General features: G+C 40.6%; 25 protein-coding genes. 13 read left to right on the forward strand and 12 right to left on the reverse strand.

From position 1 onward, the window contains the following. Positions 1-144: 144 nt before the first annotated feature. Both AQ505_RS20875 and AQ505_RS20880 read left to right on the forward strand, forming a co-directional pair. Entirely contained in the window at positions 145-2,955 is a 2,811-nt protein-coding gene (locus AQ505_RS20875; RefSeq protein ID WP_062549966.1) for a TolB family protein, read from the forward strand. A 3-nt stretch (positions 2,956-2,958) separates the two neighbouring features. Continuing rightward, a complete protein-coding gene (locus AQ505_RS20880; RefSeq protein ID WP_062549967.1) occupies positions 2,959-3,237 on the forward strand; it encodes a lipopolysaccharide assembly protein LapA domain-containing protein in 279 nt (92 codons plus the stop codon). Here the strand turns inward: AQ505_RS20880 and AQ505_RS20885 are convergent. Genes AQ505_RS20885 through ispE form a run of 3 tightly spaced genes read right to left on the reverse strand, consistent with a single transcriptional unit; the run spans position 3,230 to position 5,639 of the window. After that, positions 3,230-4,408, reverse strand: a complete 1,179-nt coding sequence (locus tag AQ505_RS20885; RefSeq protein WP_062549968.1) for a trans-sulfuration enzyme family protein — start codon at positions 4,406-4,408, stop codon at positions 3,230-3,232. The genes AQ505_RS20880 and AQ505_RS20885 overlap by 8 nt on opposite strands. Before the next feature lie 4 nt (positions 4,409-4,412). Beyond that, positions 4,413-4,829 carry an OsmC family protein gene (locus tag AQ505_RS20890; RefSeq protein WP_062549969.1) on the reverse strand — a complete coding sequence of 139 codons (417 nt, stop codon included), beginning with the start codon at positions 4,827-4,829 and terminating at the stop codon, positions 4,413-4,415. A gap of 6 nt (positions 4,830-4,835) precedes the next feature. Then, positions 4,836-5,639, reverse strand: a complete 804-nt coding sequence (gene ispE, locus AQ505_RS20895; RefSeq protein WP_062549970.1) for a 4-(cytidine 5'-diphospho)-2-C-methyl-D-erythritol kinase — start codon at positions 5,637-5,639, stop codon at positions 4,836-4,838. A gap of 418 nt (positions 5,640-6,057) precedes the next feature. Between ispE and AQ505_RS20900 the strand changes: the two genes are divergently transcribed. The 5 genes from AQ505_RS20900 (at position 6,058) to AQ505_RS20920 (ending at position 12,635) form a co-directional block, all read left to right on the forward strand. Then, positions 6,058-6,852: a thymidylate synthase gene (locus AQ505_RS20900; RefSeq protein ID WP_062549971.1), complete on the forward strand. Its 795-nt coding sequence runs from the start codon at positions 6,058-6,060 to the stop codon at positions 6,850-6,852. Next, positions 6,849-7,334, forward strand: coding sequence for a dihydrofolate reductase (locus AQ505_RS20905; protein ID WP_062549972.1), 486 nt, complete (start codon positions 6,849-6,851; stop codon positions 7,332-7,334). Before AQ505_RS20900 ends, AQ505_RS20905 begins: the two co-directional genes overlap by 4 nt. A gap of 113 nt (positions 7,335-7,447) precedes the next feature. Beyond that, complete coding sequence (secDF, locus tag AQ505_RS20910) at positions 7,448-10,405, forward strand: protein translocase subunit SecDF (protein ID WP_062549973.1); 2,958 nt, start codon at positions 7,448-7,450, stop codon at positions 10,403-10,405. Positions 10,406-10,486: 81 nt separating this feature from the next. Next, the gene (locus AQ505_RS20915) at positions 10,487-11,791 is read left to right on the forward strand and encodes an NAD(P)/FAD-dependent oxidoreductase (protein WP_062549974.1); all 1,305 of its coding nucleotides are present in this window, start codon (positions 10,487-10,489) and stop codon (positions 11,789-11,791) included. Next, positions 11,769-12,635: a hydroxymethylglutaryl-CoA lyase gene (locus AQ505_RS20920; protein WP_062549975.1), complete on the forward strand. Its 867-nt coding sequence runs from the start codon at positions 11,769-11,771 to the stop codon at positions 12,633-12,635. Before AQ505_RS20915 ends, AQ505_RS20920 begins: the two co-directional genes overlap by 23 nt. Positions 12,636-12,700: 65 nt before the next feature. Here the strand turns inward: AQ505_RS20920 and AQ505_RS20925 are convergent, their stop codons facing one another. Continuing rightward, positions 12,701-13,126: a GNAT family N-acetyltransferase gene (locus tag AQ505_RS20925; protein ID WP_062549976.1), complete on the reverse strand. Its 426-nt coding sequence runs from the start codon at positions 13,124-13,126 to the stop codon at positions 12,701-12,703. A 181-nt stretch (positions 13,127-13,307) separates the two neighbouring features. Between AQ505_RS20925 and AQ505_RS20930 the strand changes: the two genes are divergently transcribed. Both AQ505_RS20930 and AQ505_RS26145 read left to right on the forward strand, forming a co-directional pair. Then, complete coding sequence (locus tag AQ505_RS20930) at positions 13,308-13,559, forward strand: hypothetical protein (protein WP_062549977.1); 252 nt, start codon at positions 13,308-13,310, stop codon at positions 13,557-13,559. After that, a complete protein-coding gene (locus AQ505_RS26145) occupies positions 13,559-13,723 on the forward strand; it encodes a gliding motility-associated C-terminal domain-containing protein (protein ID WP_082461662.1) in 165 nt (54 codons plus the stop codon). The genes AQ505_RS20930 and AQ505_RS26145 overlap by 1 nt, the downstream gene beginning before the upstream one ends. Before the next feature lie 88 nt (positions 13,724-13,811). Here AQ505_RS26145 and fbaA read toward each other — a convergent pair whose 3' ends face one another. After that, positions 13,812-14,891: a class II fructose-bisphosphate aldolase gene (gene fbaA, locus AQ505_RS20935; protein WP_062549978.1), complete on the reverse strand. Its 1,080-nt coding sequence runs from the start codon at positions 14,889-14,891 to the stop codon at positions 13,812-13,814. 141 nt (positions 14,892-15,032) lie between these two features. Here fbaA and accD point away from each other — a divergent pair, with 141 nt between their 5' ends. Next, positions 15,033-15,878, forward strand: a complete 846-nt coding sequence (gene accD / locus AQ505_RS20940; protein ID WP_062549979.1) for an acetyl-CoA carboxylase, carboxyltransferase subunit beta — start codon at positions 15,033-15,035, stop codon at positions 15,876-15,878. Between the two features lie 164 nt (positions 15,879-16,042). On the opposite strand, the gene AQ505_RS20945 is transcribed toward accD, so the two are convergent. The 5 genes from AQ505_RS20945 to glmM form a co-directional block, all read right to left on the reverse strand. Continuing rightward, complete coding sequence (locus tag AQ505_RS20945) at positions 16,043-18,337, reverse strand: GH92 family glycosyl hydrolase (protein WP_062551143.1); 2,295 nt, start codon at positions 18,335-18,337, stop codon at positions 16,043-16,045. A 225-nt stretch (positions 18,338-18,562) separates the two neighbouring features. Next, positions 18,563-18,769 carry a hypothetical protein gene (locus tag AQ505_RS20950; RefSeq protein ID WP_062549980.1) on the reverse strand — a complete coding sequence of 69 codons (207 nt, stop codon included), beginning with the start codon at positions 18,767-18,769 and terminating at the stop codon, positions 18,563-18,565. A gap of 110 nt (positions 18,770-18,879) precedes the next feature. Further along, positions 18,880-19,425, reverse strand: a complete 546-nt coding sequence (locus AQ505_RS20955; RefSeq protein ID WP_062549981.1) for a GNAT family N-acetyltransferase — start codon at positions 19,423-19,425, stop codon at positions 18,880-18,882. A gap of 10 nt (positions 19,426-19,435) precedes the next feature. Continuing rightward, the gene (locus AQ505_RS20960; protein WP_062549982.1) at positions 19,436-20,590 is read right to left on the reverse strand and encodes a cysteine desulfurase family protein; all 1,155 of its coding nucleotides are present in this window, start codon (positions 20,588-20,590) and stop codon (positions 19,436-19,438) included. Next, complete coding sequence (gene glmM / locus AQ505_RS20965) at positions 20,590-21,978, reverse strand: phosphoglucosamine mutase (RefSeq protein ID WP_062549983.1); 1,389 nt, start codon at positions 21,976-21,978, stop codon at positions 20,590-20,592. The genes AQ505_RS20960 and glmM overlap by 1 nt, the downstream gene beginning before the upstream one ends. Before the next feature lie 175 nt (positions 21,979-22,153). Between glmM and AQ505_RS20970 the strand changes: the two genes are divergently transcribed. From AQ505_RS20970 to AQ505_RS20980, 3 genes are read left to right on the forward strand one after another with little or no spacing between them, the layout of a single operon-like run. Next, complete coding sequence (locus tag AQ505_RS20970) at positions 22,154-22,888, forward strand: class I SAM-dependent methyltransferase (protein ID WP_062549984.1); 735 nt, start codon at positions 22,154-22,156, stop codon at positions 22,886-22,888. After that, a complete protein-coding gene (locus AQ505_RS20975; RefSeq protein WP_062549985.1) occupies positions 22,882-23,445 on the forward strand; it encodes a phosphatase PAP2 family protein in 564 nt (187 codons plus the stop codon). The genes AQ505_RS20970 and AQ505_RS20975 overlap by 7 nt, the downstream gene beginning before the upstream one ends. Beyond that, complete coding sequence (locus AQ505_RS20980; RefSeq protein ID WP_062549986.1) at positions 23,445-24,176, forward strand: ZIP family metal transporter; 732 nt, start codon at positions 23,445-23,447, stop codon at positions 24,174-24,176. Before AQ505_RS20975 ends, AQ505_RS20980 begins: the two co-directional genes overlap by 1 nt. A 149-nt stretch (positions 24,177-24,325) precedes the next feature. Here AQ505_RS20980 and AQ505_RS20985 read toward each other — a convergent pair whose 3' ends face one another. Both AQ505_RS20985 and AQ505_RS26735 read right to left on the reverse strand, forming a co-directional pair. Beyond that, entirely contained in the window at positions 24,326-24,784 is a 459-nt protein-coding gene (locus AQ505_RS20985; RefSeq protein ID WP_335337972.1) for a MarR family winged helix-turn-helix transcriptional regulator, read from the reverse strand. After that, a complete protein-coding gene (locus AQ505_RS26735; protein ID WP_197286247.1) occupies positions 24,777-24,950 on the reverse strand; it encodes a DUF5522 domain-containing protein in 174 nt (57 codons plus the stop codon). The genes AQ505_RS20985 and AQ505_RS26735 overlap by 8 nt, the downstream gene beginning before the upstream one ends.

Consider the following 24,950-nt stretch of genomic DNA (forward strand, 5'->3'; position numbering starts at 1 on the left):
AAAATACTTATATTCAACCGCAATAAGAAGTATTAAAAGGGGAAAACAAGATATAAACACTACATATTTAAGAGTAAACCAAAGATCAACCGATAAAGAATTGAAAGTTTCCAATAAAAACAAACACATTAGCATCGCAAATTAATGACGACATCTATCGCAAACAGAACATTAATCATCAGTGCAATCACTTCATTAATATTAAGCTTAACCGGGCTAAAAAGCTTCTCCCAGATCTTTAACTCCGAACAGAATCCTCTTAGTGTAAAATGGCGACAAATTAATGCCACAGGATTTCGGATCATTTACCCAATAGAGCTGGAGAAAGAAGCCCAGCGCATGTCGAACACCATTACCAAGATCTATCCTTATGTAGGGGCGAGCCTAGGCCAGCAAAAGGCTAGTATTCCGATCCTTTTACAAAACCGGGGGGTCATCGCAAATGGCTTTGTGCAGCTGGCTCCAAAAAAATCCGAATTTTACACCACACCTCCACAGCAATTCGATAGTCAGGATTGGCTCAACAACCTGGCGGTGCATGAGCTTCGCCATGTGGCGCAGTTTGATAAGCTGACTGGTGGCGCAGCACATCCCTTTCCAGAAACCGTGTACTTTGCATGGCTGGGTGTAAGCCTGCCGCTCTGGTATTTTGAAGGAGACGCAGTAAGTACAGAAACCTCACTTACCAATGCCGGGCGTGGAAGAATTCCCAGCTGGATCATGCCTTATAGAACGCAGCTGCTGGAAGGGAAAAATTATTCCTATACCAAATCTAACTTTGATTCAGAGAAAGACCTGACCCCTGGCTATTACCAGCTGGGTTACACACTGGCTTCCGCCATTCGGGCATCTGCCGGAGAATTTGTGTTCGATAGTGTCCTTACTGATATTAAAAAGCGCCCTGTCCGGCTGTACCCTTTCTCCAAAAGTCTGAAAAAATTTAGCGGAAAAGGCACCACAGATTGGTTTCATGCCAATACCGAAAAACTACGGGAAGAATGGACAGCGCAAGCCAATAAAACGCCTTCCAAAGACTACGCTTCGCTAAATGGGAAACCGAATTACGCAACCAGCTATTTTTTGCCGGTCAAGATCAGCGACCAGAAGGTGTTGGCTTTGAAACAAAGTAAGGGAGAAACTCCTCATTTTGTGCTCATTAGCCCGGACAAAAAGGAAACAAGGCTAATTTCCATTGCTGGACAGGAACAGCCCTGGTTCAGCTATGCGAACGGTGTGGTAGTTTGGGATGAAATCAGATATGATCCCAGATACAGACAGCGCAATTACAGTGTGATCAACAGCTATGATTTAAAAACCGGCCGGAGCTATAAACTTAGCTCCCGAAGCAGGCTTTTCTCTCCTTCTCTATCCGCGGATGGCAAGAAAGTAGTTGTGGTGAGGTACGACCTGAGTAACAAAAGTAATCTGCTGGAACTGGATGCCGCAACAGGAGCAATTCTCCACACCTATCCAAACCCGGAAAACCTGATCCTCCAAACCCCGGCCTTTAGTCCGGATGGCAGTTCGATTGCTTTTATCGCAGTGACTGAGCAAGGTAAATCTCTTCAGCAAATGGATCGCAGCGGAAAAACTGAAGTTTTAATCCCCGCTACACAACAGCAGCTGAGCAGACCAGTTTATTTTTCCAAAGGAATCGCTTTTAACGCGCACTACAACGGAATTGACAACATTTACTACATAGAACCGGAAACCAAAAAAATAAGTGCGCTGAGTGCCGCTAAATACGGTGCATTTAACCCTGCGTTCTCTGCCAATGAAAAATCCATGGTGTTCAATAATTACGGGATTGATGGTTATAATGTGGCAGAAACCGAGATACAGCCACAAGCCCCTGGAGAAAATCACTTTGTTTTTCTTGGAGCAGCCGCTGTAAAACAGGAAAATACCGGCAGTGTTTTTGCCAACATCCCCGATAGCACTTATGCTTCCAGGCCTTATGGTGGATTAAAAAATCTGTTTCAGGTTCACAGTATCAATCCAGTGATTGAAGATGAATACCGTGGCGGCTTACAAATCAACTCAGATAACCTGCTGAATACGATGAATGTCTTTGCAGGCGTAAATTACTTTCGGGACCTGGGGAGATTTGAATACAATGCGGGATTTACCTATAAAGGATTTTATCCGATATTGAGTACCACCTACCGCAACAGACCAAGACGTGCTTTTTACAGCAGCAATAAAGGAGTTCAGCAGGGAGACTGGAGGGAAAACGACGTTCGCCTGGCCGCAACTTTACCGATCAGCCTGAACGCTTTAGATCATTTTTACAACTTCTCTTTCACAACGGCTACCAGTTATACCAAAAGGTATCAGCCTGAAAACATGCCGAATAACTACATCACCACCCTAAAATTCCCATTGGAATACAGCTTTAGCTTTACACACAGCATCCGGCAGTCGGAAAGGGATATTGCCCCAAAATGGGCCCAGGTAATGCGCTTAACCTATCTGCACCAACCCTTTGACCCACAGCTGTCCGGTGATATTTTTTCAGCAGAAAGCTTCTTTTATTTCCCTGGATTCGCCAGAAATCACTCTTTCCTGGCCAATTTCAGCTACCAGCGCAGCTCTGGTGTGAGAAAATACGACCAGCAGATCAATACGGTATACGGCTATAATAACATTCCAGCGCTCAATATTCTTAAAAACACCTTATTGCTCAACTACCGCTTCCCAATTGTTTTTCCTGATGCGGAAATTGGTCCTTTGGCATATATCAGAAACCTTCGTGGCGGCGTATTCTGTCACTATGAAAACCTTGGAGAAGACACAAATCTTGGTCAGCCTAAAACTTTTGGCTTCGAATTACGTAGTAGTATGAACTTACTTCGCTACCAGCCTGTGCTGGATGTAGGCGGCAGAGTCGTTTTTGTGAACAAAATGTATCACCAAAATCCTATCTTAGAATTACTTTTAAATTATAGCTTTTAACACATGCGTACTAAAACCATTTTCATCATCATCTTTACCGTCCTGATTACTGTCTTTTTAATGATCAACACCGATAAGGTAAAGTTCGATTTCATTTTTGGAGAGGCAGATGTTTCTAAACTATTAGTGATTGGTGTCTGTACTTTTATTGGCTTTATATTGGGTTATATGGCCGGGCGACCAAAAGTGACCATCAGTACTTATGATAAAGAAAGTCCCCAGGAAGCTCCTGAGGACCATAAAAAATTGATCAGCGACGAAGATCGCGATTATATTAGCTAAGTGCCTGTTTGATATCCCCAAGGATATCATTGATGTGCTCCAGGCCAATTGACAAACGAACAGATCCTTGTTCAATACCAACCTCTAACCTTTGCTCTTCCGTTAATTTGGAGTGAGTACTGGTTGCAGGGTGTGTAGCGATAGATCTGGTATCTCCAAGATTTGCAGAGATCGAGAACATTTTTAAGCTGTCCATGAATTTACCTGCTGCAGCTGCACCACCTTCAATAACCAGAGTCACGATGCCACCACCTTGTTTCATTTGCTTTTTAGCAATGTCATATTGAGGGTGAGAAGGCAGGAAAGGATATCTCACTTTTTTAATGCGGGGATGACTTTCTAAGAATTCTGCTACTTTCAACGCATTTTCACAATGTCTGTCCATGCGAACAGCCAATGTTTCTAAACTTTTCGACAGCAACCAGGCATTGAACGGCGACATTGCCGGCCCACTGTGTCTGGCGAAAGCTTCAATTTCTCCAATCAGTGCATGCGATCCTAAAATCACACCACCAAGTGTACGACCCTGTCCGTCGATAAATTTAGTAGCCGAATGAATAGAGATGTCTGCACCCAATTTAATAGGCTGCTGCAGGTATGGCGTAGCAAAACAGTTGTCTACCACCAATAATACACCATGCTTTTTTGCCAGCTGTGCCAACCATTCCAGGTCGATAATATCGATTCCAGGGTTAGAAGGTGTTTCTACAAAAATCATTTTTGTATTTGGCTGAATCCCCTGCTCCATTTGTTCTGGTTTATCCAGATCCGCATAAGTATAGCTGATTCCCCATTTCGGAAAAATATTATTCAAAAGCTGGTGTGTAGATCCAAAAACAGATCTGCTGGCCAGTACGTGATCGCCAGATTGTAAAAAGGCAGCAAAAGTGGTAAAAATCGCAGCCATACCGGTTGCGGTTACCCATCCTGATTCTGCACCTTCTAAAACGGCCATTTTATCAATTAATTCAGAAGTATTCGGATTGGCATAACGGCTGTAAACGTTGCCTTCCTTCTCATTTGCAAACAAAGCGCGCATTTCTTCTGAGTCGTCAAATTTATAACTTGAAGTCAGGTACAAGGGCACAGAATGCTCTTTAAAATGGGTTCTCTCGGCTTGTAAGCGTATGGCCAGGGTCTCGAAATTCTCTTCTTGATTCTCTTCTTGCATTTTGTTAGTGATGAATAGTATATGTAAAGTTGATGGTTGCTGATCTTCCCAAAATATTGGATACCGAACAGTATTTATCGAAAGTAAGGGCCAGTGCACGTTCTACTTTTTGTACGTTTAAAGCACCATACATGTCGAAATGAATGTTGATGACGTCAAATATCGGAGGCATTTCTTCTGTTTTTCTAGAAGCCTTGATTTTGATTTTCACATCATTCAGTGGTTCTTTTTGTTTAGTGAGGACGTTGACCATGTCGATTCCGCTGCATCCGCCAAGGCCAATCAGCAGCATCTCCATTGGGCGGAAACCTTTTCCCTCACCACCGATTTCCGGCTTTGCATCCAGTTCTACCTTAAAACCGCTAGAATTTTCTGCTTCAAAATTAAATTTATCGTTTTTTCTTATCAGGTTGATTTCCATAATTCACTAAACGTTATAAAATACTTTATTGGTTCTTTCGAGTTCAGGAAGTTGCACTGCTGCTTCAAATATTGCGTAAACCGCAGATCCACTGCCACTCATCGAAGCATAGATTGCGCCTTGCTGGTAAAGACTTGCTTTGATGGCTTCAATTTCGGGGTACTTCAAAAACACAGAAGCCTCGAAATCATTTTTCAGATTCGCTTTCCAATCCCTCAAAGGCAAATGTATTAAATCTTTTACCGATGTCCCAGTATCGGCCACCATTATTCCTGCATAAGCGTCGGCAGTAGAGACATGAATATCTGGTTTCACCAAAACAAGAAAACAAGCAGACAGATCTACCTGAATATGAGTAAATTCATCACCTTTCCCTTCGGCATATCTAGGCTCATTTTGAATAAAAAAAGCACAATCGGCACCAAGCTGTCTGGCATAATCCTCCAATTGCGGAATTGAAAGCCCCAATTTGAATTTATCATTCAACAGTTTCAGGATAAAAGCAGCGTCGGCAGAGCCGCCTCCTAGTCCTGCACCTACGGGAATATTTTTCAATAGACAAATGTGCTGCGGAGGAAGATCAAAGTCCTGTTTCAGCAACTGGTACGCTTTCAGACAAATATTATCTGTGGTAGCACCTGGAACCTCAATACCTTCGATAGTACAGCTCAAAACGTCTGCATCAAGGCATTCGACTACGTCGTAAAGCTTTACCGGATAAAATACGGTTTCAATATTATGATATCCATCGGCACGTTTCCCGGTGATCCGTAACCCAAGGTTAATTTTAGCATTCGCAAAAGCAAGCATCTATTCTTATTTTTTAAGACAAACTTACAAAATCAAATTTTCCATTTGGACAAGTACTTATGAATATGAGAATTTTTCCAGAAAAAAAATGAACTATTAGTCAGGTAGTGGTCTGGAAGTGTTCGGGAAGAGAAGGGCATTGGCGTGGAGAGCAGAAGGGGTTCCGATAGGGTCCGCGTGGTCTTGCCTTAGTCTCTGCTATCCAAACCCCTTCCCAGCCCCCTCCTCCGGCTAAAAGAAATCAGGTCTCTTCCCGAATACAACTACAGCGCATTCCCTGAAGAATAATTCCTACTTTTGCAGCGGCTGATCATAAAATGGGAATTAATCCAGCCTTTTCCTAAAAAACATCCTGCGAAAAACGGCAAAAATACTATCTTGCAAGAGTCGCAGGCCGACAAAAGAAGCTTGCCAACAGATGAAACAATATTTAGATTTAATGCAGCACGTGCTGGATCATGGCACACAAAAACATGACCGTACCGGAACAGGAACCATTAGCGTTTTTGGTTACCAGATGAGGTTTAACCTTCAGGAAGGCTTTCCTATGGTGACGACCAAGAAATTACACCTGAAATCCATCATTCATGAACTGATCTGGTTTTTAAGCGGAGATACCAATATCAAATATCTGAAAGATAATGGCGTGAAGATCTGGGACGAATGGGCGGATGCCGATGGCAACCTCGGTCCTGTTTATGGTTCTCAATGGCGCTCATGGCCAACACCTGATGGCCGTAAGATCGATCAGATCAGCCAGATCATCAACACTATAAAAAACAACCCAGATTCCCGAAGGATTATTGTATCCGCATGGAATGTAGCCGATATTGAAGAAATGGCCCTGCCACCCTGCCATGCCTTTTTCCAGTTTTATGTAGCAGATGGTAAACTCAGCTGTCAATTGTACCAAAGAAGTGCAGATATCTTTTTGGGAGTTCCGTTTAATATCGCATCTTACGCCTTGTTGACCATGATGGTTGCCCAGGTATGTGGATTGGAATACGGAGATTTTATTCATACCCTTGGTGATGCCCACTTGTACAATAACCATATAGACCAGGCCAGACTGCAATTGAGCAGGGAGCCAAAAAAATTACCGCTCATGAAGATTAACCCAGAGGTCAAAGACCTGATGGATTTTAAATTTGAAGATTTTAACCTGGAGGGTTACGAACCACATCCTCACATTAAAGGAGCTGTGGCCGTATGATCGTTTCCATTGTAGTCGCCATTGCCGAAGATAATGCCATCGGTAAAGACAACCAATTGTTATGGCATCTGCCAGCAGACTTAAAACATTTTAAAGACATTACCAGTGGACATACCATCATCATGGGCAGAAAAACCTATGATTCTATCGGCAGGCCACTTCCCAACAGACGTAATATTGTGATTACCAGAAATACCGGATTGGAGCTTCCGGGAACAGAAATCACCAATAGTCTGGAGGAAGCACTAGCACTTTGCCAAGGTACAGAAGAGGTATTCATTATCGGCGGTGCCGAACTCTACAAGCATGCTTTAGCCGCTACAAACCGGATTTACCTGACCAGAGTGCATCAAACCTATGAAGCAGACACTTTCTTTCCGGAAATTGATCTGGAAGAATGGAACGAACTTAGTAAGGAAAAGCATCTTCCAGATGAGAAAAACAAGGTCGCTTACACGTTTTCAACACTTGAACGCAAATAGTTAAGCGCCCATAATAAAAAATTGAGAAGGTAGTCTATTATTTAAAAAAATAATTAGATTTGCCGACTTGTTAAAAAAATATATAGCTTATATAGACTAATAATTACAAACAAATGCAGGGTAAAGGTTTTATTAAATTTATGGCAATACTTCTAGGTATTGTCTGTGTGTATTCTCTCTCATTCAACTTTGTCACTTCGAAAGTTGAAAAAGACGCAAAGGCTTATGCCAAAGGAGACTTAGATAAGGAAAAAGCTTATTTAGATTCTATGGCCACAGTGCCGGTTTATCCTGTTTTTGGATTTAACTACCAGTTCTGTAAAGAAAAAGAAATTAACCTTGGGCTAGACCTTAAAGGCGGGATGAACGTAACGATGGAAATCTCGTTAGCGGAACTGGTTAAATCATTAGCTGGTAATCCTGATGATGCTAATTTCAACAAAGCATTAGCAATTGCTCAAGAGAAACTAAACGCTGGTGGAAAAGATTTCATCGCCATATTTGTAGATGAGTTTGAGAAACTTTCTCCAAATGTGAAATTAGCTGACTACTTTTCAAATCAGGACAACGCTAAATTGCTTAAAGCTAACGCCAGCAATTCAGATGTTAAAAATTATTTGTCTAAAGAAGCAACAAGTGCGATCGATCGTTCTTTCGTGATCATCAGAAGCCGTATCGATGGTTTCGGTGTGGTAAGTCCTAACATGCAGAAACAAGAAGGTACTAACCGTATCCTGATTGAGATGCCAGGTGTTCAGGATAAAGAAAGGGTTCACAAATTATTGCAAGGATCTGCAGAATTACAATTCTGGCAGGTATACAACAATGAGGAAGTGTATCCAGTATTAGAAAATATCAACAAGACACTAGCTGCCACTTTAAAAACTACTGATGTAGCTCCAGCAGGTACAGATACCACTGCCGCTAAATCGGAAAGTAAATTGGCTGGTCTTGCTAAAAATAAAGACACTAAAGATTCTGCAGCGGTTAAAAACAAAGACCTTGCGAAATCGAACCCATTGTTCTCTGTATTAAACGTGCCTACTTACCAAGGCGAAAATGGTCAGACTTCATTACGTCCAGGACCAGTTGTAGGTTGGGTAGCTCAAAAAGATACGGCTAAAGTAAATTCATATTTCAAAAGATCAGAAGTAGCTTCTATCATTCCTCAGAGTTTCAAATTCATGTGGAGTGTGAAACCAATGGACGTTTCGACGACTGGTGGTGCTAAGATTTTCGAACTGTACGCCATCAAATCTACTTCAATGGATGGCAAACCAGATTTAGGTGGTGATGCAATCAGCGATGCCCGTCATGATTACGATCAGAAAGGCAGACCAGAAGTAACCATGTACATGACTGGTGATGGTGCTACGAAATGGAAAAAAATTACCGCAGAAGCAGCAGCAGATCCAAACAACAAAAAATCTATTGCAATTGTATTAGACAACACGGTTTACTCTGCACCAACTGTACAGAACGAAATTCCTAACGGTATCTCTTCTATCACTGGTAACTTCACTGTAAACGATACACAAGATTTAGCCAACATCTTAAAAGCAGGTAAGCTTCCAGCTCCAGCTAGAATCGTTGGTGAGTTCGTGGTTGGTCCTTCTCTAGGTGAAGTAGCGATCCATGACGGTTTAATCTCTTTCGTACTTGCCTTCGTGGTGATCTTAGTATTCATGGCTTTATATTACAATAAAGCAGGATGGGTAGCTAACCTTGCGTTAGTGATCAACTTATTCTTCATCATGGGTATCCTGGTTTCACTGGGTGCGGTATTGACCTTGCCAGGTATCGCAGGTATCGTATTGGTAATCGGTTTATCCGTAGATGCGAACATCCTGATCTTCGAACGTGTAAGAGAAGAGCTGACCTTAGGTAAGCCAACTCCTGTTGCGATCAAAGAAGGTTTTAAACATGCGATGTCTTCTATCATTGACTCGAACGTTACCGTATTTGTATTAGGTGCGATCCTTTACATCTTCGGTACTGGTCCGGTTCAAGGTTTTGCAACGACACTTTGTATTGGTATTCTTTCTTCATTATTCTGTGCAGTATTGATCTCACGTTTAGTGTTCGACTGGTTATTAGAGAAAAAATCAAACATTACTTTCGGTAATAAATACACCATTCACGCCTTCAAAAACATCGCGTTTAACTTCGTTGGACATAGAAAAATCTATTACAGCATTTCTACTGCGATCATCGTTTTAGGTTTTATCTTCTACTTCAAAAATGGTGGATTGAACCTAGGTATCGACTTTAAAGGTGGTAGAACGTATATCGTTCACTTCGATAAAGGAATGGAAACGGAAGATGTAAAAGCGAAATTAGCCGCAGTATTCCCTGAGTCGGAAACTGTAGTTAAAACTGCTGGTGCAAACAACGAACTGAAAATCACCACTACTTACCACATCACTGATCAAGATAATGGTGCGGATAAATTAGTAGAAAAAGCCCTTCAGGAAGGTCTTGCTAAAACGGGTGTTCCTTATAAAATTGAAAGTAATGAGAAGGTAGGTCCAATCATTGCAAGTGACATCGTTTACGGAGCTTACGGAGCAATACTGTTCTCTTGTTTAGTGATGTTTATCTATATCGTAGTGAGGTTCAAGAAACTGAATTATGGTTTAGGTGCGGTAATCGCGTTATTCCATGACGTGTTGCTGGTACTATCTTTCTACACGATCTTAGACGGTGTGCTTCCATTCTCATTAGAGATTGGCCAGGATTTCATCGCGGCGATCTTAACGGTAATGGGTTATACCATGACGGAAACTGTAGTTGTATTTGACCGTATCCGTGAGAAATTAGCGGAAACTGGAAAAGAAGACTTACATGGTGAAGAACGTAATAAACTGATCAACTTTGCCCTAAACAGCACATTGAGTCGTACTATTTTGACTTCATTAACGGTATTCTTCGTATTACTTGTGATCTTCATCTTCGGTGGCGCAAGTATCCGCGGATTTATCTTCGCACTATTGATCGGTCGTATCATCGGTACTTACTCTTCATTGTGTATCTCTACCCCTATCGTTATCGATTTAGGTAAGAACAAATAAGAAATCTAAATATTTATTGATTAAAGGCACCCTTTTTGGGTGCCTTTTTTGTTATCAGTATATTTAAGAAACTCAAATACTATGGAGCAACACTTTCCGAAAGGCAGCAAAACGAGAATAGTCATTGTAGGTGGCGGATTTGGTGGAATAGAATTGGCAAAAAAACTAAGAGATAAAGAGATAGAAGTGATCATGGTAGATAAACATAACTACCATACTTTTCAGCCATTATTGTATCAGGTTGCGACCGGTGGATTAGAAGCCGACTCTATCGCCTTCCCCCTCCGCAAGATTTTTAAAGGTCAGAAAAACCTGACTTTCCGTGTGGCGGAAGTGAGTGCTGTTGATCCCTTGAACAATTGCATCCATACGAGTATCGGTAGCATTGATTACGACCATTTGGTGATTGCCACGGGTTCTACCAGTAATTTCTTCGGTCAAGATGAGATTCAGGAAAATGCCATGCCGATGAAGTCCATACCAGAAGCTTTAAATCTGAGAAGTTTGATTCTTCAGAATTTAGAGGCTGCACAGATCGCACCAGATCCTTTAGTGGCCAATGAACTGCTGACTTTTGTAGTCGTAGGTGGTGGTCCTACCGGCGTGGAGACCGCAGGCGCCATTGCCGAACTTAAAAAACACGTGTTAAAAAGTGATTACCCGGAATTGGATATTGATAAGGTGCGCATTTATCTGATTGAAGGTTCTCCAGAATTATTAGGCGCCATGTCTCCCCAGGCTTCCAAAAAAGCACGTCTGTTTTTAACAGAATTGGGTGTTAATATTATGACTGAAGCCAGGGTGCAATCTTTTAATGGCAAAATGCTAACGCTTGCAGATGGACAACAGATTGGCTCTTCCAACGTGATCTGGTCAGCAGGTGTAAAAGGTGTCGTGCTGGATGGCTTAAATCCAGAGGTCATTGTTCGCGGCAATCGTTTAAAGGTGGATGAAATCAATAAAGTGGAGGGTTACGCCAATATTTACGCCATAGGCGATGTTGCTGCGATGATCACGACAGAATTTCCTAATGGACATCCAGGCGTTGCTCCCGCTGCCATTCAGCAAGGAAGGCAATTGGCAGGAAATTTATTGAATATTATTGAAAAGAAAGCCACCGTCAATTTTAAATATAAAGATAAAGGAGCTATGGCCACTGTAGGTCGCAACCGTGCAGTTGTTGATTTACACAAGATTAGATTTCAAGGGGTATTCGCGTGGTTTACCTGGATGTTCGTACATTTGATGACACTCGTTGGATTTAGAAATAAACTCGTGGTTTTTGTAAACTGGGTTTGGAGTTATTTCAGCTATGATCGCGGCACAAGATTGATTATCCGACCTTACTACAAGAAAATAAAGCATGAACCAGCAAAAGTCGATTAAACTGATAGAATGTCCAAGGGATGCAATGCAAGGCATCCATGATTTTATTGATACTGACCTGAAAGCAGCCTATATCAATTTGCTGCTGCAGGTAGGTTTTGATACCATCGATTTTGGCAGTTTTGTGAGTCCTAAAGCCATTCCTCAGTTAAGAGATACTGCTGAAGTATTGTCAAAACTTGATTTGAGCAGTACATCATCAAAGTTGCTGGCTATTGTAGCCAATTTAAGGGGGGTAGAAGCCGCAGTTCAGCATCCGGAGATCGATCAGCTCGGTTTTCCTTTTTCTATCTCTGAGACTTTTCAAATGCGCAATACGAATGCTACGATTGCTGCGTCCCTGGATACGGTAAAACAAATGCTGGAGCTTTGCAGTAAACACGATAAAACGGCGGTAGTATATTTATCAATGGGCTTTGGAAATCCTTATGGCGATCCATGGAATGAAGATATCGTGATGCATTGGGCATCTACACTAGCTAATATGGGTGTCAAAATACTTTCTTTATCAGATACCATTGGGGTGTCCTCTCCGGAAAGAATCAAAAAGATTTTGCCAGGAATAATTCAAGGCTTTAATCAGGTAGAGGTTGGTGTTCATTTACACAGTACTCCGGAGACGCGTATTGAAAAAATACAGGCTGCTTATGATAATGGGTGCTTTAGGTTTGATAGTGCCTTAAAAGGCTTTGGAGGTTGTCCTATGGCAGCCGACGACCTTACTGGAAATTTAGCTACAGAAGACCTGATCTGGTTTTTGGAAAGTAAAGGAAAAACTTTAGGACTGAATATGGAGAAATGGAAAGCTGCATTACAGCTCTCCAGTCAAATATTTTTCAGTTAATCACTACCCTTTCTAAGCAAGTTTTTCTTTTCGGCTGTTGTTTTTTAGCGTAATGCCATACTTTACTAAGCTTTCTTTACCATTTTAAAGTGCTGAAATCCTGCTTCTTCAAATTGCGGGCCTTCGGCTACAAAACCGAATTTAGCATACAAAGGCATCGCAGGAAGCTGTGCGTTTAGGTAAATGTAATGCGCATCTGCAGGTAAATCTGCTAAAGCTGCCGCTACCAGCGCCTGGCCTATTCGCTTACCCCTATATTCTTTCAATACAGCAAACCTTTCCAGCTTATAGCCCTGATCGGTTTTTCTCCATCTACAGGCGCCACATGGCTGATTGTCCATCGTGGCAAGAAAGTGGGTCGATTCTTCTTCATTTTCCCATTCCAGTTCTGGTGGACAACCCTGCTCCTCCACAAAAACAACGCTCCTGATCGCAAATACATGATCTAATGTCTCTTTTCCGATTGCTTTATTTACAAATAGTGTTTCCATTGCTTGCTGATATTTCTACAAATATGGTAAAAAATAGGGCTTCGACCGAAAGTAATTTTGGGTCATTTGACCCTATTAATGCATAAAAATTTCGTTAAATTAGAACTGTATTTTTTTCTTTACAGAAGCCGCCGAAAACCTGGAACAGAGTAGGCATTCGATCCAAAGTTCTTACTGTTTTTTGATTTATAAAAACTGGTATGCATATAAGGGAACCGGCGATTATTTTGATTCGCACAATTACCGGAGAATAGCGAAAAAAAGCACTCCTTCTTATGTCAATGGCTATAAAATTTGTGCAGTACTGCTGAAAGATAAAGCTTTAACCCCAAGCACAGGATTTAGTAATGAACTGATGCAATATATGATCGATACTATTGCCGCGCAATTGCCTCGGCCTTTTGAAAAACCAAAAGTTTTAATGTTAAAGTGATGAACAGATACGGAGAAAAAGTCTTCAGTGCGAAAGGCAATTTTCAAAACTGGGATGGCTGGTATAAAGGAAAAAGTTTACCAGTAGGGACCTACCTTTATTGGATCGACCTCCATGAGGCTCGCCAAAAAACTGTAGTTGGTCCAGTAACCATTTTGAAGTAAATAACAAGGCCTGTCCCATGTCATGGAGCAGGCCTTGCTGTTATTTTAACATTTCTAAGACTCCTGATGTTGATCTGGAAACGAAAAACTATAGTTTATCACTAGCATCTCTACAGTTCAGGTCTTCGAAAGCCTGAGTTAAACGTTTAACAAAAGCTTCTTCACCTTTACGTAACCAAACGCGAGGATCATAATATTTCTTATTTGGTTTATCATCACCATCTGGGTTACCGATTTGCGCTTGAAGATAAGCTTCATTTGCTTTATAGTAATCCAAAACACCTTCCCATAATGCCCATTGCATGTCAGTATCGATGTTCATTTTGATTGCTCCGTAAGAAATCGCTTCTCTGATTTCTTCCTGAGTAGAACCTGAACCACCGTGGAATACAAAGTTGATCGGTTTTTCAGCAGTGATCGCGTATTTTTCTCTAATGAAATCCTGAGAGTTCTTAAGAATTACCGGCTGTAATTTCACATTACCTGGTTTGTATACACCGTGAACATTACCGAAAGCTGCTGCTACCGTAAATTTATCACTTACTTTACTCAATTCTTCATAAGCATAAGCTACTTCTGAAGGTTGAGTGTATAATTTAGAGCTATCTACATCACTGTTGTCTACTCCATCTTCTTCTCCACCAGTTACACCTAGTTCGATTTCGATAGTCATACCAATTTTCGCCATGCGAGCAAGGTATTTAGCAGAAATCTCGATGTTTTCTTCGATAGATTCTTCTGATAAATCTAACATGTGTGAAGAAAACAATGGTTTACCATGCGCTGCGAAGAATTTTTCGCCATGGTCTAATAAACCGTCGATCCATGGTAATAGTTTCTTTGCTGCGTGGTCAGTATGCAAAACTACTGCAACACCGTAATGCTCAGCTAATAAATGAACATGTTTAGCTGCAGATACTGCGCCTAATACACATGCATTCAAATTGTCATTATTCAATGTTTTTCCAGCATAAAATTGGGCTCCGCCATTGGAAAGCTGAATAATAACAGGTGAATTAACTGCCTTCGCTGTTTCCATTACCGCATTAATTGTGTTGGTACCGGTAACATTAACTGCAGGTAATGCAAACTGATGTTTTTTAGCCTGTTCAAACAATTCCTGAACGGCATCTCCGTAAATTACGCCTTTATAGCCTTTTAAACTCATTTTTTATAATTTTATATATGCCGAAGTTAGGAAAAATATCCCTCTGGCCAAATCTAAGGCCGATTATTTTTAACTAAAAACTACCTTAAACTCTTCTAATTTTTTTTTGTTTCTTTGTACTCGCATTTTTCAACAAATAACATGGCTTGGTTTAAGAGAGAAAAAAAAGGTATCAGTACAAGGACAGAAGAAAAAAAAGAAGCGCCAGACGGTTTATGGAACAAGTGTCCTAATTGTAAGAAAGCACTCCACAGTGCCGATCTGGTTGAAAATAAATACGTTTGCCAATATTGCGACTACCATTTACGGGTAGGATCAAAGGAATATTTTCAGGTATTGTTTGACAATAATGAGTTCACAGAGTTATTTGCAAATCTAACTTCAGGTGACCCATTGAACTTCACAGACAGTAAACCTTATGTAGACCGTTTGGTAGAAAGTCAGGCTAAAACTGGCTTAAAAGACGCAATCAGAGCAGGTGTAGGTAAGATTGAAGGACAGGATTTAGTAATTGCCTGTATGGATTTCAACTTTATCGGTGGTTCTATGGGATCAGTAGTAGGTGAAAAAATCGCCCGATCTATTGACTATAGTATCAAGCATAAAATTCCATTTCTGATGATTTCTAAATCTGGTGGTGCCAGAATGATGGAAGCCGCATTTTCGTTAATGCAAATGGCAAAAACATCGGCTAAATTAGCCTTGTTGAGCCAGGCAAAAATTCCGTACATTTCGTTACTGACAGATCCTACTACAGGTGGTGTAACTGCATCTTACGCAATGCTGGGCGATATTAACATCGCAGAACCAGGCGCTTTGATCGGTTTTGCTGGTCCAAGGGTAATTAAAGAAACAATTAAAAAAGACCTTCCTAAAGGATTTCAAACTGCGGAATTTGTACAGGAACATGGTTTCCTTGACTTTATTGTAGACCGCAGGGCGATGAAAGCTAAAATTGCAGCTTTCCTTAAAATGGTCGCAAACTAAGATCAGCATTCAATATTCAGTTCAATTGAACTGAATATTTTAAACATAAAAAAAGTGGGAGTTGTAAAAACTCCCACTTTTTTTATGTGATTTACTTTTTGTTTTACATTTCCATTGAAGAAATCTACCCTATTGTAGACTTCTTCAATTCTTTGCCTCTAAGCCTATTTATTAGGGTCAGTAGAGAAAGAGTAAGGGAAATCTGTTTCTTTCGTTCCACGCTGCTTATTTGGCGTTGCTGACATATTAAAATCAAGCGTTGCACCTTTAACCAGTTCAGAATGGCTCAACCAGTTTTTTGGATAAGCAGCACCGTTGTATTTCAATCCTTGAACGTATCTATTGGCATCGCTGTTATTAGCCGCATTGATGACTACTTTTTTACCATTTTCCAGGCTTAAAGTCACTTTTTTAAATAATGGTGCACCCAATACATACTGATCTGTAGCAGGGGTTACCGGATAGAAGCCCAATGCCGAGAATACATACCAGGCAGAAGTCTGGCCATTATCTTCATCACCGCAATAACCGTCAGGAGTTGCTTTATACATGCGGTTCATGGTTTCACGTACCCAATATTGAGTTTTCCATGGCGCACCAGCATAATTGTACAGGTAGATCATGTGTTGAATCGGTTGGTTACCATGCGCATACTGACCCATATTGGCAATCTGCATCTCACGAATTTCATGGATTACACCACCATAATAGCTGTCGTCAAAGATTGGAGGCAAAGTAAATACAGAGTCCAGTTTCTGAACAAATTTCTCTTTACCACCCATTAATTTAGAAAGTCCATCAATATCCTGGAATACTGACCAGGAATAATGCCAGCTGTTACCTTCTGTAAAAGCATCACCCCATTTGAAAGGATTAAACGGAGATTGGAAATTACCATCTTTATTTTTACCTCTCATCAATCCACTAGCTGGATCAAAAAGGTTTTTATAGTTCATACTACGTTTTGCATAAAGATCAGTCTCTGCTTTCGGCTTACCTAAAGCTTTACCCAATTTGTAAATCGTGAAATCGTCATACGCATATTCTAAAGTACGCGCCGCATTTTCATTGATTTTCACATCATAAGGTACATAACCTAATTCGTTATAATACTTCACTCCTGCTCTCCCTACTGCATCTAATGGCCCTTCATTGTTTGCACCATGGATCAAGGCATCGTATAGCGTATTGATATCATAACCACGAAGTCCTTTAATGTAAGCATCAGCCACTACCGAAGCAGAGTTGTTTCCTACCATTACGTTCGCATAACCTGGGCTAGACCATTCTGGTAACCATCCGCCTTCTTTATAGTCGTTGATCAAACCTTCCTGCATTTCTTTATTTATAGATGGATAAACCAGGTTCAAGAAAGGATACAATGCCCTGAAAGTATCCCAGAATCCTGTTCCAGCGAACATATAACCTGGCAGAATTTTGCCATTATATGGGCTCCAGTGCACAATTTTATTGCTGGCATCCAATTCATATAATTTGTTTGGGAAGAATAAAGTACGGTAAAAGCTAGAGTAAAAAGTACGGGTCTGGTCTACAGTACCGCCTTCAACAGCCACTCTGCTTAGCGTTTTATTCCAAATATCTTTAGCTTTTGCTTTGGTAGCATCGAAAGTATCATTGGCCAGTTCTCTCTTTAAATTGAGTTCTGCCTGATCAAAGCTGATGAAAGAAGAAGCAACTTTCATTACTACTTGTTCCCCTTTTTTAGTTTTAAAACCTACGATTGCACCGGAATGATCTGCTTTAATCTCCAGTTCATCTTTCAACAGCTCTTTACCTTTCCAGGCATTCGCAGACACGAAATCTTTATCGAAATAGGCTACAAAATAGTTTTTAAAGTTTTCAGGTGTCATCTTATGACTGTGTCTGGTAGTATAACCAATCACTTTTCTTTCTTTAGGAAAAATCTTAATGTAAGATCCTTTGTCGAAAGCATCAATCACTACAAAAGAGCTATCCGATTTTGGAAAAGTAAACCTGAACTGTGCCGCACGTTCTGTAGGTGTGATCTCTGTAGTCACATCAGCGTCTGCCAGGTAAACGCTATAGTAATAAGGTTTAGCTACTTCCGCTTTATGCGAATACCAGCTGGCGCGATCATCCTGATCAATGCGTTTTTTACCGGTTACTGGCATGATCGAAAACTGACCATAATCGTTCATCCATGGTGATGGCTGATGGGTTTGTTTGAAGCCACGAATTTTATCGGCGTCGTAAGTATAGGCCCATCCATCTCCCATTTTACCGGTTTGTGGTGTCCAGAAGTTCATACCCCATGGCAGGGCAATTGTTGGATAAGTATTTCCGTTAGACATTGAGGGCTTGCTTGCCGTCCCCATCAAAGGGTTGATCCATTCAACCGGATCGCTCAATTTACCAACGGTTTGCGCAAAAGCTGCGGAAGAACCGGCAATCAATAATGCGGTTAAGTAACGCTTCATCATCATGATATTGGATAAGTAGTTTATGTTATTTGGTTTAAAATCTAGCCTCAAACGCTCCATTTGAACATTTCTGTAAACAAACGATTGTTTTATGTGTTAAAAACGTTTTAGCACAGTCCTAAAGTAGGAGATTTTTTTAAATAAAAAAAGGCACAATATTTAAATATGGTGCCTTCCTAAGCAATGTAGCTGTAATTGTTACTTTAGAACAGACGCTTAAGTTTACCTTCCTGGGAAGGTTCCGGGCTCGTGACTGGATCCCATAGGCCTATTTGTTCTGCGGTGGTGCTTGAAAAAATCTGTCCGACTAAAGTCTCCGGCAGAAGAGGTATCGCCAGTATCTGGCTTATTGTTTCCAAAATCTTCTGTCTCTTTGTACACCGTTTTTCGATGACTGTGTTTTTCATTGTTGTTTTCCGGCCTTTTCATAACATTATGATTTTATTGATGATACCGCACCCAGTATAGAAACAACGTATATTCACTTATGTTTAATATAATATAATTAAAAAATCACAAAAAAATTGGATAGATTCTGCTTACGAATGAGCAGGTAAAGACTTTGGCGTATATATCTTTTCCTTGATCAGCGCGGCTAATACAGTCAGCTCAGTTTCTTGAAATGTCGAAGTGGCCATCAATAACATTGGATACGATACCAGGGGATCGGTATAAGAAGGTTGTCGGTAGCTAAAATCTAATACCTGGAAACCAAGACGTTCATAAAACCCGATTCTACGAATGGAATATTCATCTTCAGGAGGTTCTACTTCTAGCAGAATCCTGCCTGGAAGCAATGATTTATAATAATTGAGCACGGAAGCGCCATAATTCTTGCCCCTTAACTCCGCATCAATTGCAAAATGTTCTACAAAATAACTACCGGAGATCTCCCACCAGATGATAAAACCAATATGTCCATCGTCAGTATGAATCAGATCCAAGTGCATTTCCTGATCCGTAGAAATTCGTTTGAGTAAGGAATCCCAATCCCTCCGCTCATGCGGAGGGAAGGCATCCTCATATAGTTTTTTTATAAAGGTCAGCGAGGGATCGCTGGCCGTAGTAATTCGGTGAAACTGCATGGAAAACTCTTTATGCAGTAACGTTCTGACTTACGATTTGTTTGACTTTATCTACTACAATATCCAGTTCTTCTTTCGTGTTGTATTTACTGAAAGAGAACCTTACAGATGGTCTGTTTGGATCTGCATGAATACCTGTTAACACATGAGATCCGATGTTAGATCCTGAAGAACAAGCACTGCCGCCAGAAGCAGAAATGCCGTTGATATCTAGGTTAAACAACAACATGTCAGACATATCCATTGCCGGGAAAGAAACATTCAATACCGTGTACAAGCTCTTATCCGCATCTGTCTCGCCATTAAAACTAATATCAGCGATTTCAGTACTCAATCTATTTTTCAAGTAATCTTTTAGACCCTGAATATGGTTCTGGTGACTTTCCATTTCTGCATACGCCATTTCAAGGGCTTTTGAAAGCCCGATAATTCCGTATACATTTTCTGTACCACCACGCATATTGCGTTCTTGTGCACCACCATAAATCATCGGAGCTATTTTCACATTGTGGTTTACAAATAGGAAACCAACGCCTTTGGGACCATGTAATTTATGCGCTGAGCATACAATAAAGTGCGCTTTTAGCTTTCTCACATCATGCTGGTAATGACCCATCGTCTGAACGGTATCACAATGATAAATGGCATCATACTGCTCGCAGATCTCTCCTACGCGCTCAATATCGGTTAGGGTACCCAATTCGTTATTGGCATGCATTAAAGAAACAAATGAACGGCCGTTTTCTTTTAGCAATTGCTCCAAATGGTCGTAATCAACATTTCCCTTTGCATCGATATTCACAAAACTCAGCTTGTCAATCACACCTTGTTTCAGCAGCATATCTAAAGTATGTTCTACTGCATGGTGTTCAATCTTCGAAGTAATGGCATGCCTGATGTTAAAAGCAGCAATTCCGCAGCGAATAGCGGTATTGTCAGCTTCTGTACCTCCAGAGGTAAAAAAAACCTCAGCAGGAGTCGCATTTAAGAGACCGGCAACTGTTTTTCTTGCTTTTTCTACCAACGTTCTTACCTCTCTACCCTGAGCATGAATTGCAGATGGATTCCCGTAATAATTAGTCATTACATTCACCATCTCCGAAATTACCTCTGGATCCAGAGGCGTTGTTGCCGCATTGTCTAAATAGATCCTGTTTACCTTCATTAGTTCAATTTTAAAATTTCTTTGATGTCTGATATGATCTTTGAAGCCAGGTTTTCAGCGACTGTCTCGCTGCCTGCTTCGCTATAGATACGAATGATTGGTTCTGTATTAGACCTACGTAAATGCACCCATTCTTTATCAAATTCTATTTTCAAGCCATCAATAGTGCTGGTAGGCTGATTTTTATATTTCTCCTGAACTTTAACCAATAGGGCATCGATATCCATTTCAGGGGTTAATGTAATTTTATTTTTAGAGATATAATAAGCTGGATAGCTGCTTCTCAAAAGAGAAATCGACTTACCAAACTTCGCCAAATGCGTTAAGAATAAACCGATGCCTACTAAAGCATCACGGCCATAATGAGATTCCGGATAAATGATACCACCGTTACCTTCACCACCGATGATCGCTTTATTTGCTTTCATTTGATTTACTACATTCACCTCTCCTACTGCTGAAGCATGGTATTCCATTCCTGCTTTTTCCGTTACATCTCTCAATGCTCTGGTGGAAGAAAGATTAGAAACCGTATTTCCAGGTGTGTTTTTAAGCACATAATCCGCCACTGCAACTAAGGTATATTCTTCACCAAACATGGCACCATCTTCACATACAAAACATAAACGGTCTACATCTGGATCTACTACTATACCTAAATCAGCATTTTTAGCTTTCACTACTTTAGCGATTTCCGTCAAGTTTTCTGGCAATGGCTCCGGGTTGTGTGGGAAATGACCATCAGGTGTACAGTACAATTCATAAACCGTTTCTACTCCTAAAGCTTTCAATAATGCAGGAACAAAAATTCCTCCTGTAGAGTTCACACAGTCGATCGCAATCTTGAAGTTTGCTGCTTTAATAGCAGCAACATCCACTAAAGGTAAGGCCAAAACAGCATCTATATGCTTTTGCAGATAGCTGTCATCCTTAGTCACCGTACCCAGATCATCTACCTCAGCGAAGCTAAATTCTGCTTTCTCAGCGATCTCTAAAAGCTCTTTTCCATCAGCATCGCTGATAAATTCACCTTTATCATTCAATAATTTCAAAGCATTCCATTGTTTTGGATTGTGACTTGCCGTTAAGATGATCCCACCACCAGCCTTTTCAAGTGGCACTGCGATTTCTACTGTTGGAGTAGTTGACAAACCCAGGTCAATCACTTCAATGCCTAAGCCCTGAAGGGTACCGATGACCAGGTTGTTCACCATTTCACCAGAAATTCTGGCATCACGTCCAACAACAATTTTCTTAATGTTCGTTTTATTGATAATCCATGAGCCGTAAGCTGCTGTAAATTTAACGATATCAATAGGAGTCAAGCCATTACCGGCGATTCCTCCGATGGTTCCTCTTATTCCGGAGATAGATTTTATTAGTGTCAAGTTATTCGGTTTTTTTTCAAAAATAGGAAAAAAACAACATAAAGCCTGATTTATAGCAGTTCAAATCGTAAAATTAACATCATTAAAATCATGTAGGAAGCTTAAATAATCCTCATTGTTGCATTTGAAAATACTATATTTGTGTTTTTCTTAAACATCAACAAAAACGGGCTTTATGCAGCGCAAGTGGTTTCAATATTGGTTCAACTCTCCCTATTATCATATTTTATATAGTCAACGCAATGATGCTGAAGCAGAATTCTTAATTGATAACCTGTCGGCACACCTGAAACCTGCTGCTGATTCCAGGATTCTGGATATTGCCTGCGGACGCGGCAGACATTCCATTTACCTGAACAAAAAAGGTTATGATGTAACCGGAGTTGATCTTTCTGAACAAAGCATCAAATATGCGCAGCAATTTGAGCAGAAAAACCTGCATTTTTTCGTGCACGATATGCGTAAGCTGTCATTCATCAATTATTTTGACCTTGCCTTGAACCTGTTCACCAGTTTCGGTTATTTTGAAACAGAAAAAGAACATGTAAGCGCATTAACCTCATTCAGGAAAAGCCTAAAGCCTGATGGGACCTTGGTGATCGATTATTTCAATACTCAAAAGATCATCAAAAACCTGACTCAGCAGGAAACAAAAACAATGGAAGGCATAGAGTTTCACCTTCATAAATTTGTTGCTGATGGCAAGATCATCAAACATATCAATTTCGAACACCGCAATAAATCTTTCGCTTTTGAAGAACGTGTACAAGCTTTTCAAAAAGAAGACTTTGAAAGAATGTTATTAAATAGCGGCTTACAAGTCACGGAAACCTTTGGTAACTATGCTTTAGAGCCCTTTGACGAGGCTAAATCTGACCGTTTGATTTTAATCTGCAAAAAAATATGCTAGAAGCCCTGCATCAATTTGACGTAGAACTGTTCCTTAAAGTAAACCGCGATATGGGCAACCCAGTTTTTGACTGGCTACTTCCTTTAATGCGCAATCGTTATTTCTGGGTTCCATTATATCTATTTATCATCATTTTTTGTGTAAAAGAGTACAAGAAAAGAGGTTGGTATATCATAGGGATGCTGGCATTCACAGTGGCGATGGGTGATTTAATCGCTTCAAGAGTGATCAAGCCATTAGCCGGACGCATCAGGCCTTGTAACGACATCGATTTGGTTGGAGAACTCGTTCGACGTGTGCCATGCGGCAGTGGATACAGTTTTCCTTCTGCTCACGCCACCAATCATTTTGCCATGGCCGTTTTCCTGATTTTCGTATTTTACGATAAATGGAAGCCTATTTTACCGATCGGACTGGCCTGGGCCTTTATCATTTCATTCTCACAAATTTATGTTGGGGTTCACTACCCAATTGACACCATGGTTGGCGCCCTTCTCGGCAGCCTGATTGGTTTCAGTACTTCAATCATCTACAAAAAAATACAACCACAAGTATAATGGAAATCTGGAAGTTGCTCATCTTATTCTTTAGCGCCTTTTTAGGAGGCTCTGCCATTTTTATGGTGAAGAGCGATAAATCGCAGCTGCTGAAGTTAATTCTTTCCTTTAGTGGGGCTTATTTATTCGCCATTACGGTATTACACCTGATTCCAGAAGCATACAGCGGACCAGATCATGCGCAGATTGGGATCTTCATTCTAATTGGTTTCCTTTTTCAAATCCTGTTGGAACAGTTTTCCGAAGGGGTAGAACATGGCCATATCCATAAACACGGAGATTCAAAAGCATTTCCTTATGGGATCATGATCAGTCTTTGTTTACATGCCTTTCTGGAAGGGATGCCATTGGCCAAGGATCAGCACAATGCCTTAATTTTTGGCATCTCCTTACACCATATTCCCGCTGCTTTTGCATTGGCCAGTATTTTGATGCAAAGCCATTTCAAAAGAAACAGCGTGCTTTTTTACATCAGCATTTTTGCAATCATGGCACCACTAGGATTTTATGTAAGTTATGGCTTAAGCAACGGCACTATTGGTGGTGTTGAAGACTACTTCAACAAGATCATGGGTATTGTAATTGGTATCTTTTTACACATTTCTACGACCATCTTATTTGAGTCAAGTGTAGACCACAAAGTGAGTAAAAGAAAAATGATTGCGGTATTGTGTGGTGTGGGCATTGCCCTGATTGGTTATTTCATGACCGGCCAAACGCACCAGCATTAACCTCCTTCAAGCTAACTATCTTGATGTTTTGCATATTTCGAGGAACTACCTGTCAATAACGTATTCAATAAGTTAGCTGGAAAAATTTTTCACAAAAAAACGCTAAGCTGTTAACAGCTCAGCGTTTTTTTGCACAGGAATACCTAGGGTTAACCCCTCATTTTATCCAGTAAGTCGTTCAGTAGCTGTGCTTCCTCAGCCGACAAGTTCTTTGCTGCCAGCGCGGAAAGGTCTACCCCATCGTCCATTTTACGGAGTAAAGTCAATCCTTTTTCCGTGATTAAAATATCAACCGCCCGTTTATCATGGACATTCACACCTTTGGCCACCAATTTCTTATGTACCAGACGTTCAGTGATGCGGGAAGCATCACACATCTTATCCAGCATTCTTGATTTCAACAAATTGATCGTGGAAGGCGCAGGATATTGTCCTCTCAAAATCCTCAAAATATTGAACTGCTGAGGAGTAATCTCATAAGGAGCAATGACCTGTTTAAAATAATCATTGCACCAACTGTTGGTAAACACCAAATTCGCAATTGCTTGCTGGTATATATCTTTAAATTTTGTAGCCTTTATTTCTTTCTCCAACTGCATCTCAGTCATTCTGTTTATTCTCATTCCCTTTTCCTGGACTGGTCTTTTTCTTACCAAATCCCCATGGGCAGTGTTTACATTTATTCTTACAGCAATAGCCCCTTTTTAGATGATAAGCTTCAGTAAAAACCATTAGCCCATCTTCATTCAAATAATAGTCTATCCCTTCTATCAT

It is taken from the genome of Pedobacter sp. PACM 27299 (assembly GCF_001412655.1).
In the GTDB taxonomy this organism is placed as follows: domain Bacteria; phylum Bacteroidota; class Bacteroidia; order Sphingobacteriales; family Sphingobacteriaceae; genus Pedobacter.

Coding starts and splice junctions, on each gene's coding strand:
- AQ505_RS20905 (WP_062549972.1), top strand. CDS start 6,849: ATGATCGTTTCCATTGTAGTCGCCATTGCCGAAGATAATGCCATCGGT.
- AQ505_RS20970 (WP_062549984.1), top strand. CDS start 22,154: ATGCAGCGCAAGTGGTTTCAATATTGGTTCAACTCTCCCTATTATCAT.
- AQ505_RS20960 (WP_062549982.1), bottom strand. CDS start 20,590: ATGAAGGTAAACAGGATCTATTTAGACAATGCGGCAACAACGCCTCTG.
- AQ505_RS20945 (WP_062551143.1), bottom strand. CDS start 18,337: ATGAAGCGTTACTTAACCGCATTATTGATTGCCGGTTCTTCCGCAGCT.
- ispE (WP_062549970.1), bottom strand. CDS start 5,639: ATGCTTGCTTTTGCGAATGCTAAAATTAACCTTGGGTTACGGATCACC.
- AQ505_RS20900 (WP_062549971.1), top strand. CDS start 6,058: ATGAAACAATATTTAGATTTAATGCAGCACGTGCTGGATCATGGCACA.
- AQ505_RS20980 (WP_062549986.1), top strand. CDS start 23,445: ATGGAAATCTGGAAGTTGCTCATCTTATTCTTTAGCGCCTTTTTAGGA.
- AQ505_RS20950 (WP_062549980.1), bottom strand. CDS start 18,769: ATGAAAAGGCCGGAAAACAACAATGAAAAACACAGTCATCGAAAAACG.
- AQ505_RS20955 (WP_062549981.1), bottom strand. CDS start 19,425: ATGCAGTTTCACCGAATTACTACGGCCAGCGATCCCTCGCTGACCTTT.
- AQ505_RS20885 (WP_062549968.1), bottom strand. CDS start 4,408: ATGCAAGAAGAGAATCAAGAAGAGAATTTCGAGACCCTGGCCATACGC.
- AQ505_RS20975 (WP_062549985.1), top strand. CDS start 22,882: ATGCTAGAAGCCCTGCATCAATTTGACGTAGAACTGTTCCTTAAAGTA.
- AQ505_RS26145 (WP_082461662.1), top strand. CDS start 13,559: ATGAACAGATACGGAGAAAAAGTCTTCAGTGCGAAAGGCAATTTTCAA.
- AQ505_RS20890 (WP_062549969.1), bottom strand. CDS start 4,829: ATGGAAATCAACCTGATAAGAAAAAACGATAAATTTAATTTTGAAGCA.
- AQ505_RS20875 (WP_062549966.1), top strand. CDS start 145: ATGACGACATCTATCGCAAACAGAACATTAATCATCAGTGCAATCACT.
- AQ505_RS26735 (WP_197286247.1), bottom strand. CDS start 24,950: ATGATAGAAGGGATAGACTATTATTTGAATGAAGATGGGCTAATGGTT.
- AQ505_RS20985 (WP_335337972.1), bottom strand. CDS start 24,784: ATGACTGAGATGCAGTTGGAGAAAGAAATAAAGGCTACAAAATTTAAA.
- AQ505_RS20925 (WP_062549976.1), bottom strand. CDS start 13,126: ATGGAAACACTATTTGTAAATAAAGCAATCGGAAAAGAGACATTAGAT.
- fbaA (WP_062549978.1), bottom strand. CDS start 14,891: ATGAGTTTAAAAGGCTATAAAGGCGTAATTTACGGAGATGCCGTTCAG.
- AQ505_RS20915 (WP_062549974.1), top strand. CDS start 10,487: ATGGAGCAACACTTTCCGAAAGGCAGCAAAACGAGAATAGTCATTGTA.
- AQ505_RS20920 (WP_062549975.1), top strand. CDS start 11,769: ATGAACCAGCAAAAGTCGATTAAACTGATAGAATGTCCAAGGGATGCA.
- accD (WP_062549979.1), top strand. CDS start 15,033: ATGGCTTGGTTTAAGAGAGAAAAAAAAGGTATCAGTACAAGGACAGAA.
- AQ505_RS20880 (WP_062549967.1), top strand. CDS start 2,959: ATGCGTACTAAAACCATTTTCATCATCATCTTTACCGTCCTGATTACT.
- secDF (WP_062549973.1), top strand. CDS start 7,448: ATGCAGGGTAAAGGTTTTATTAAATTTATGGCAATACTTCTAGGTATT.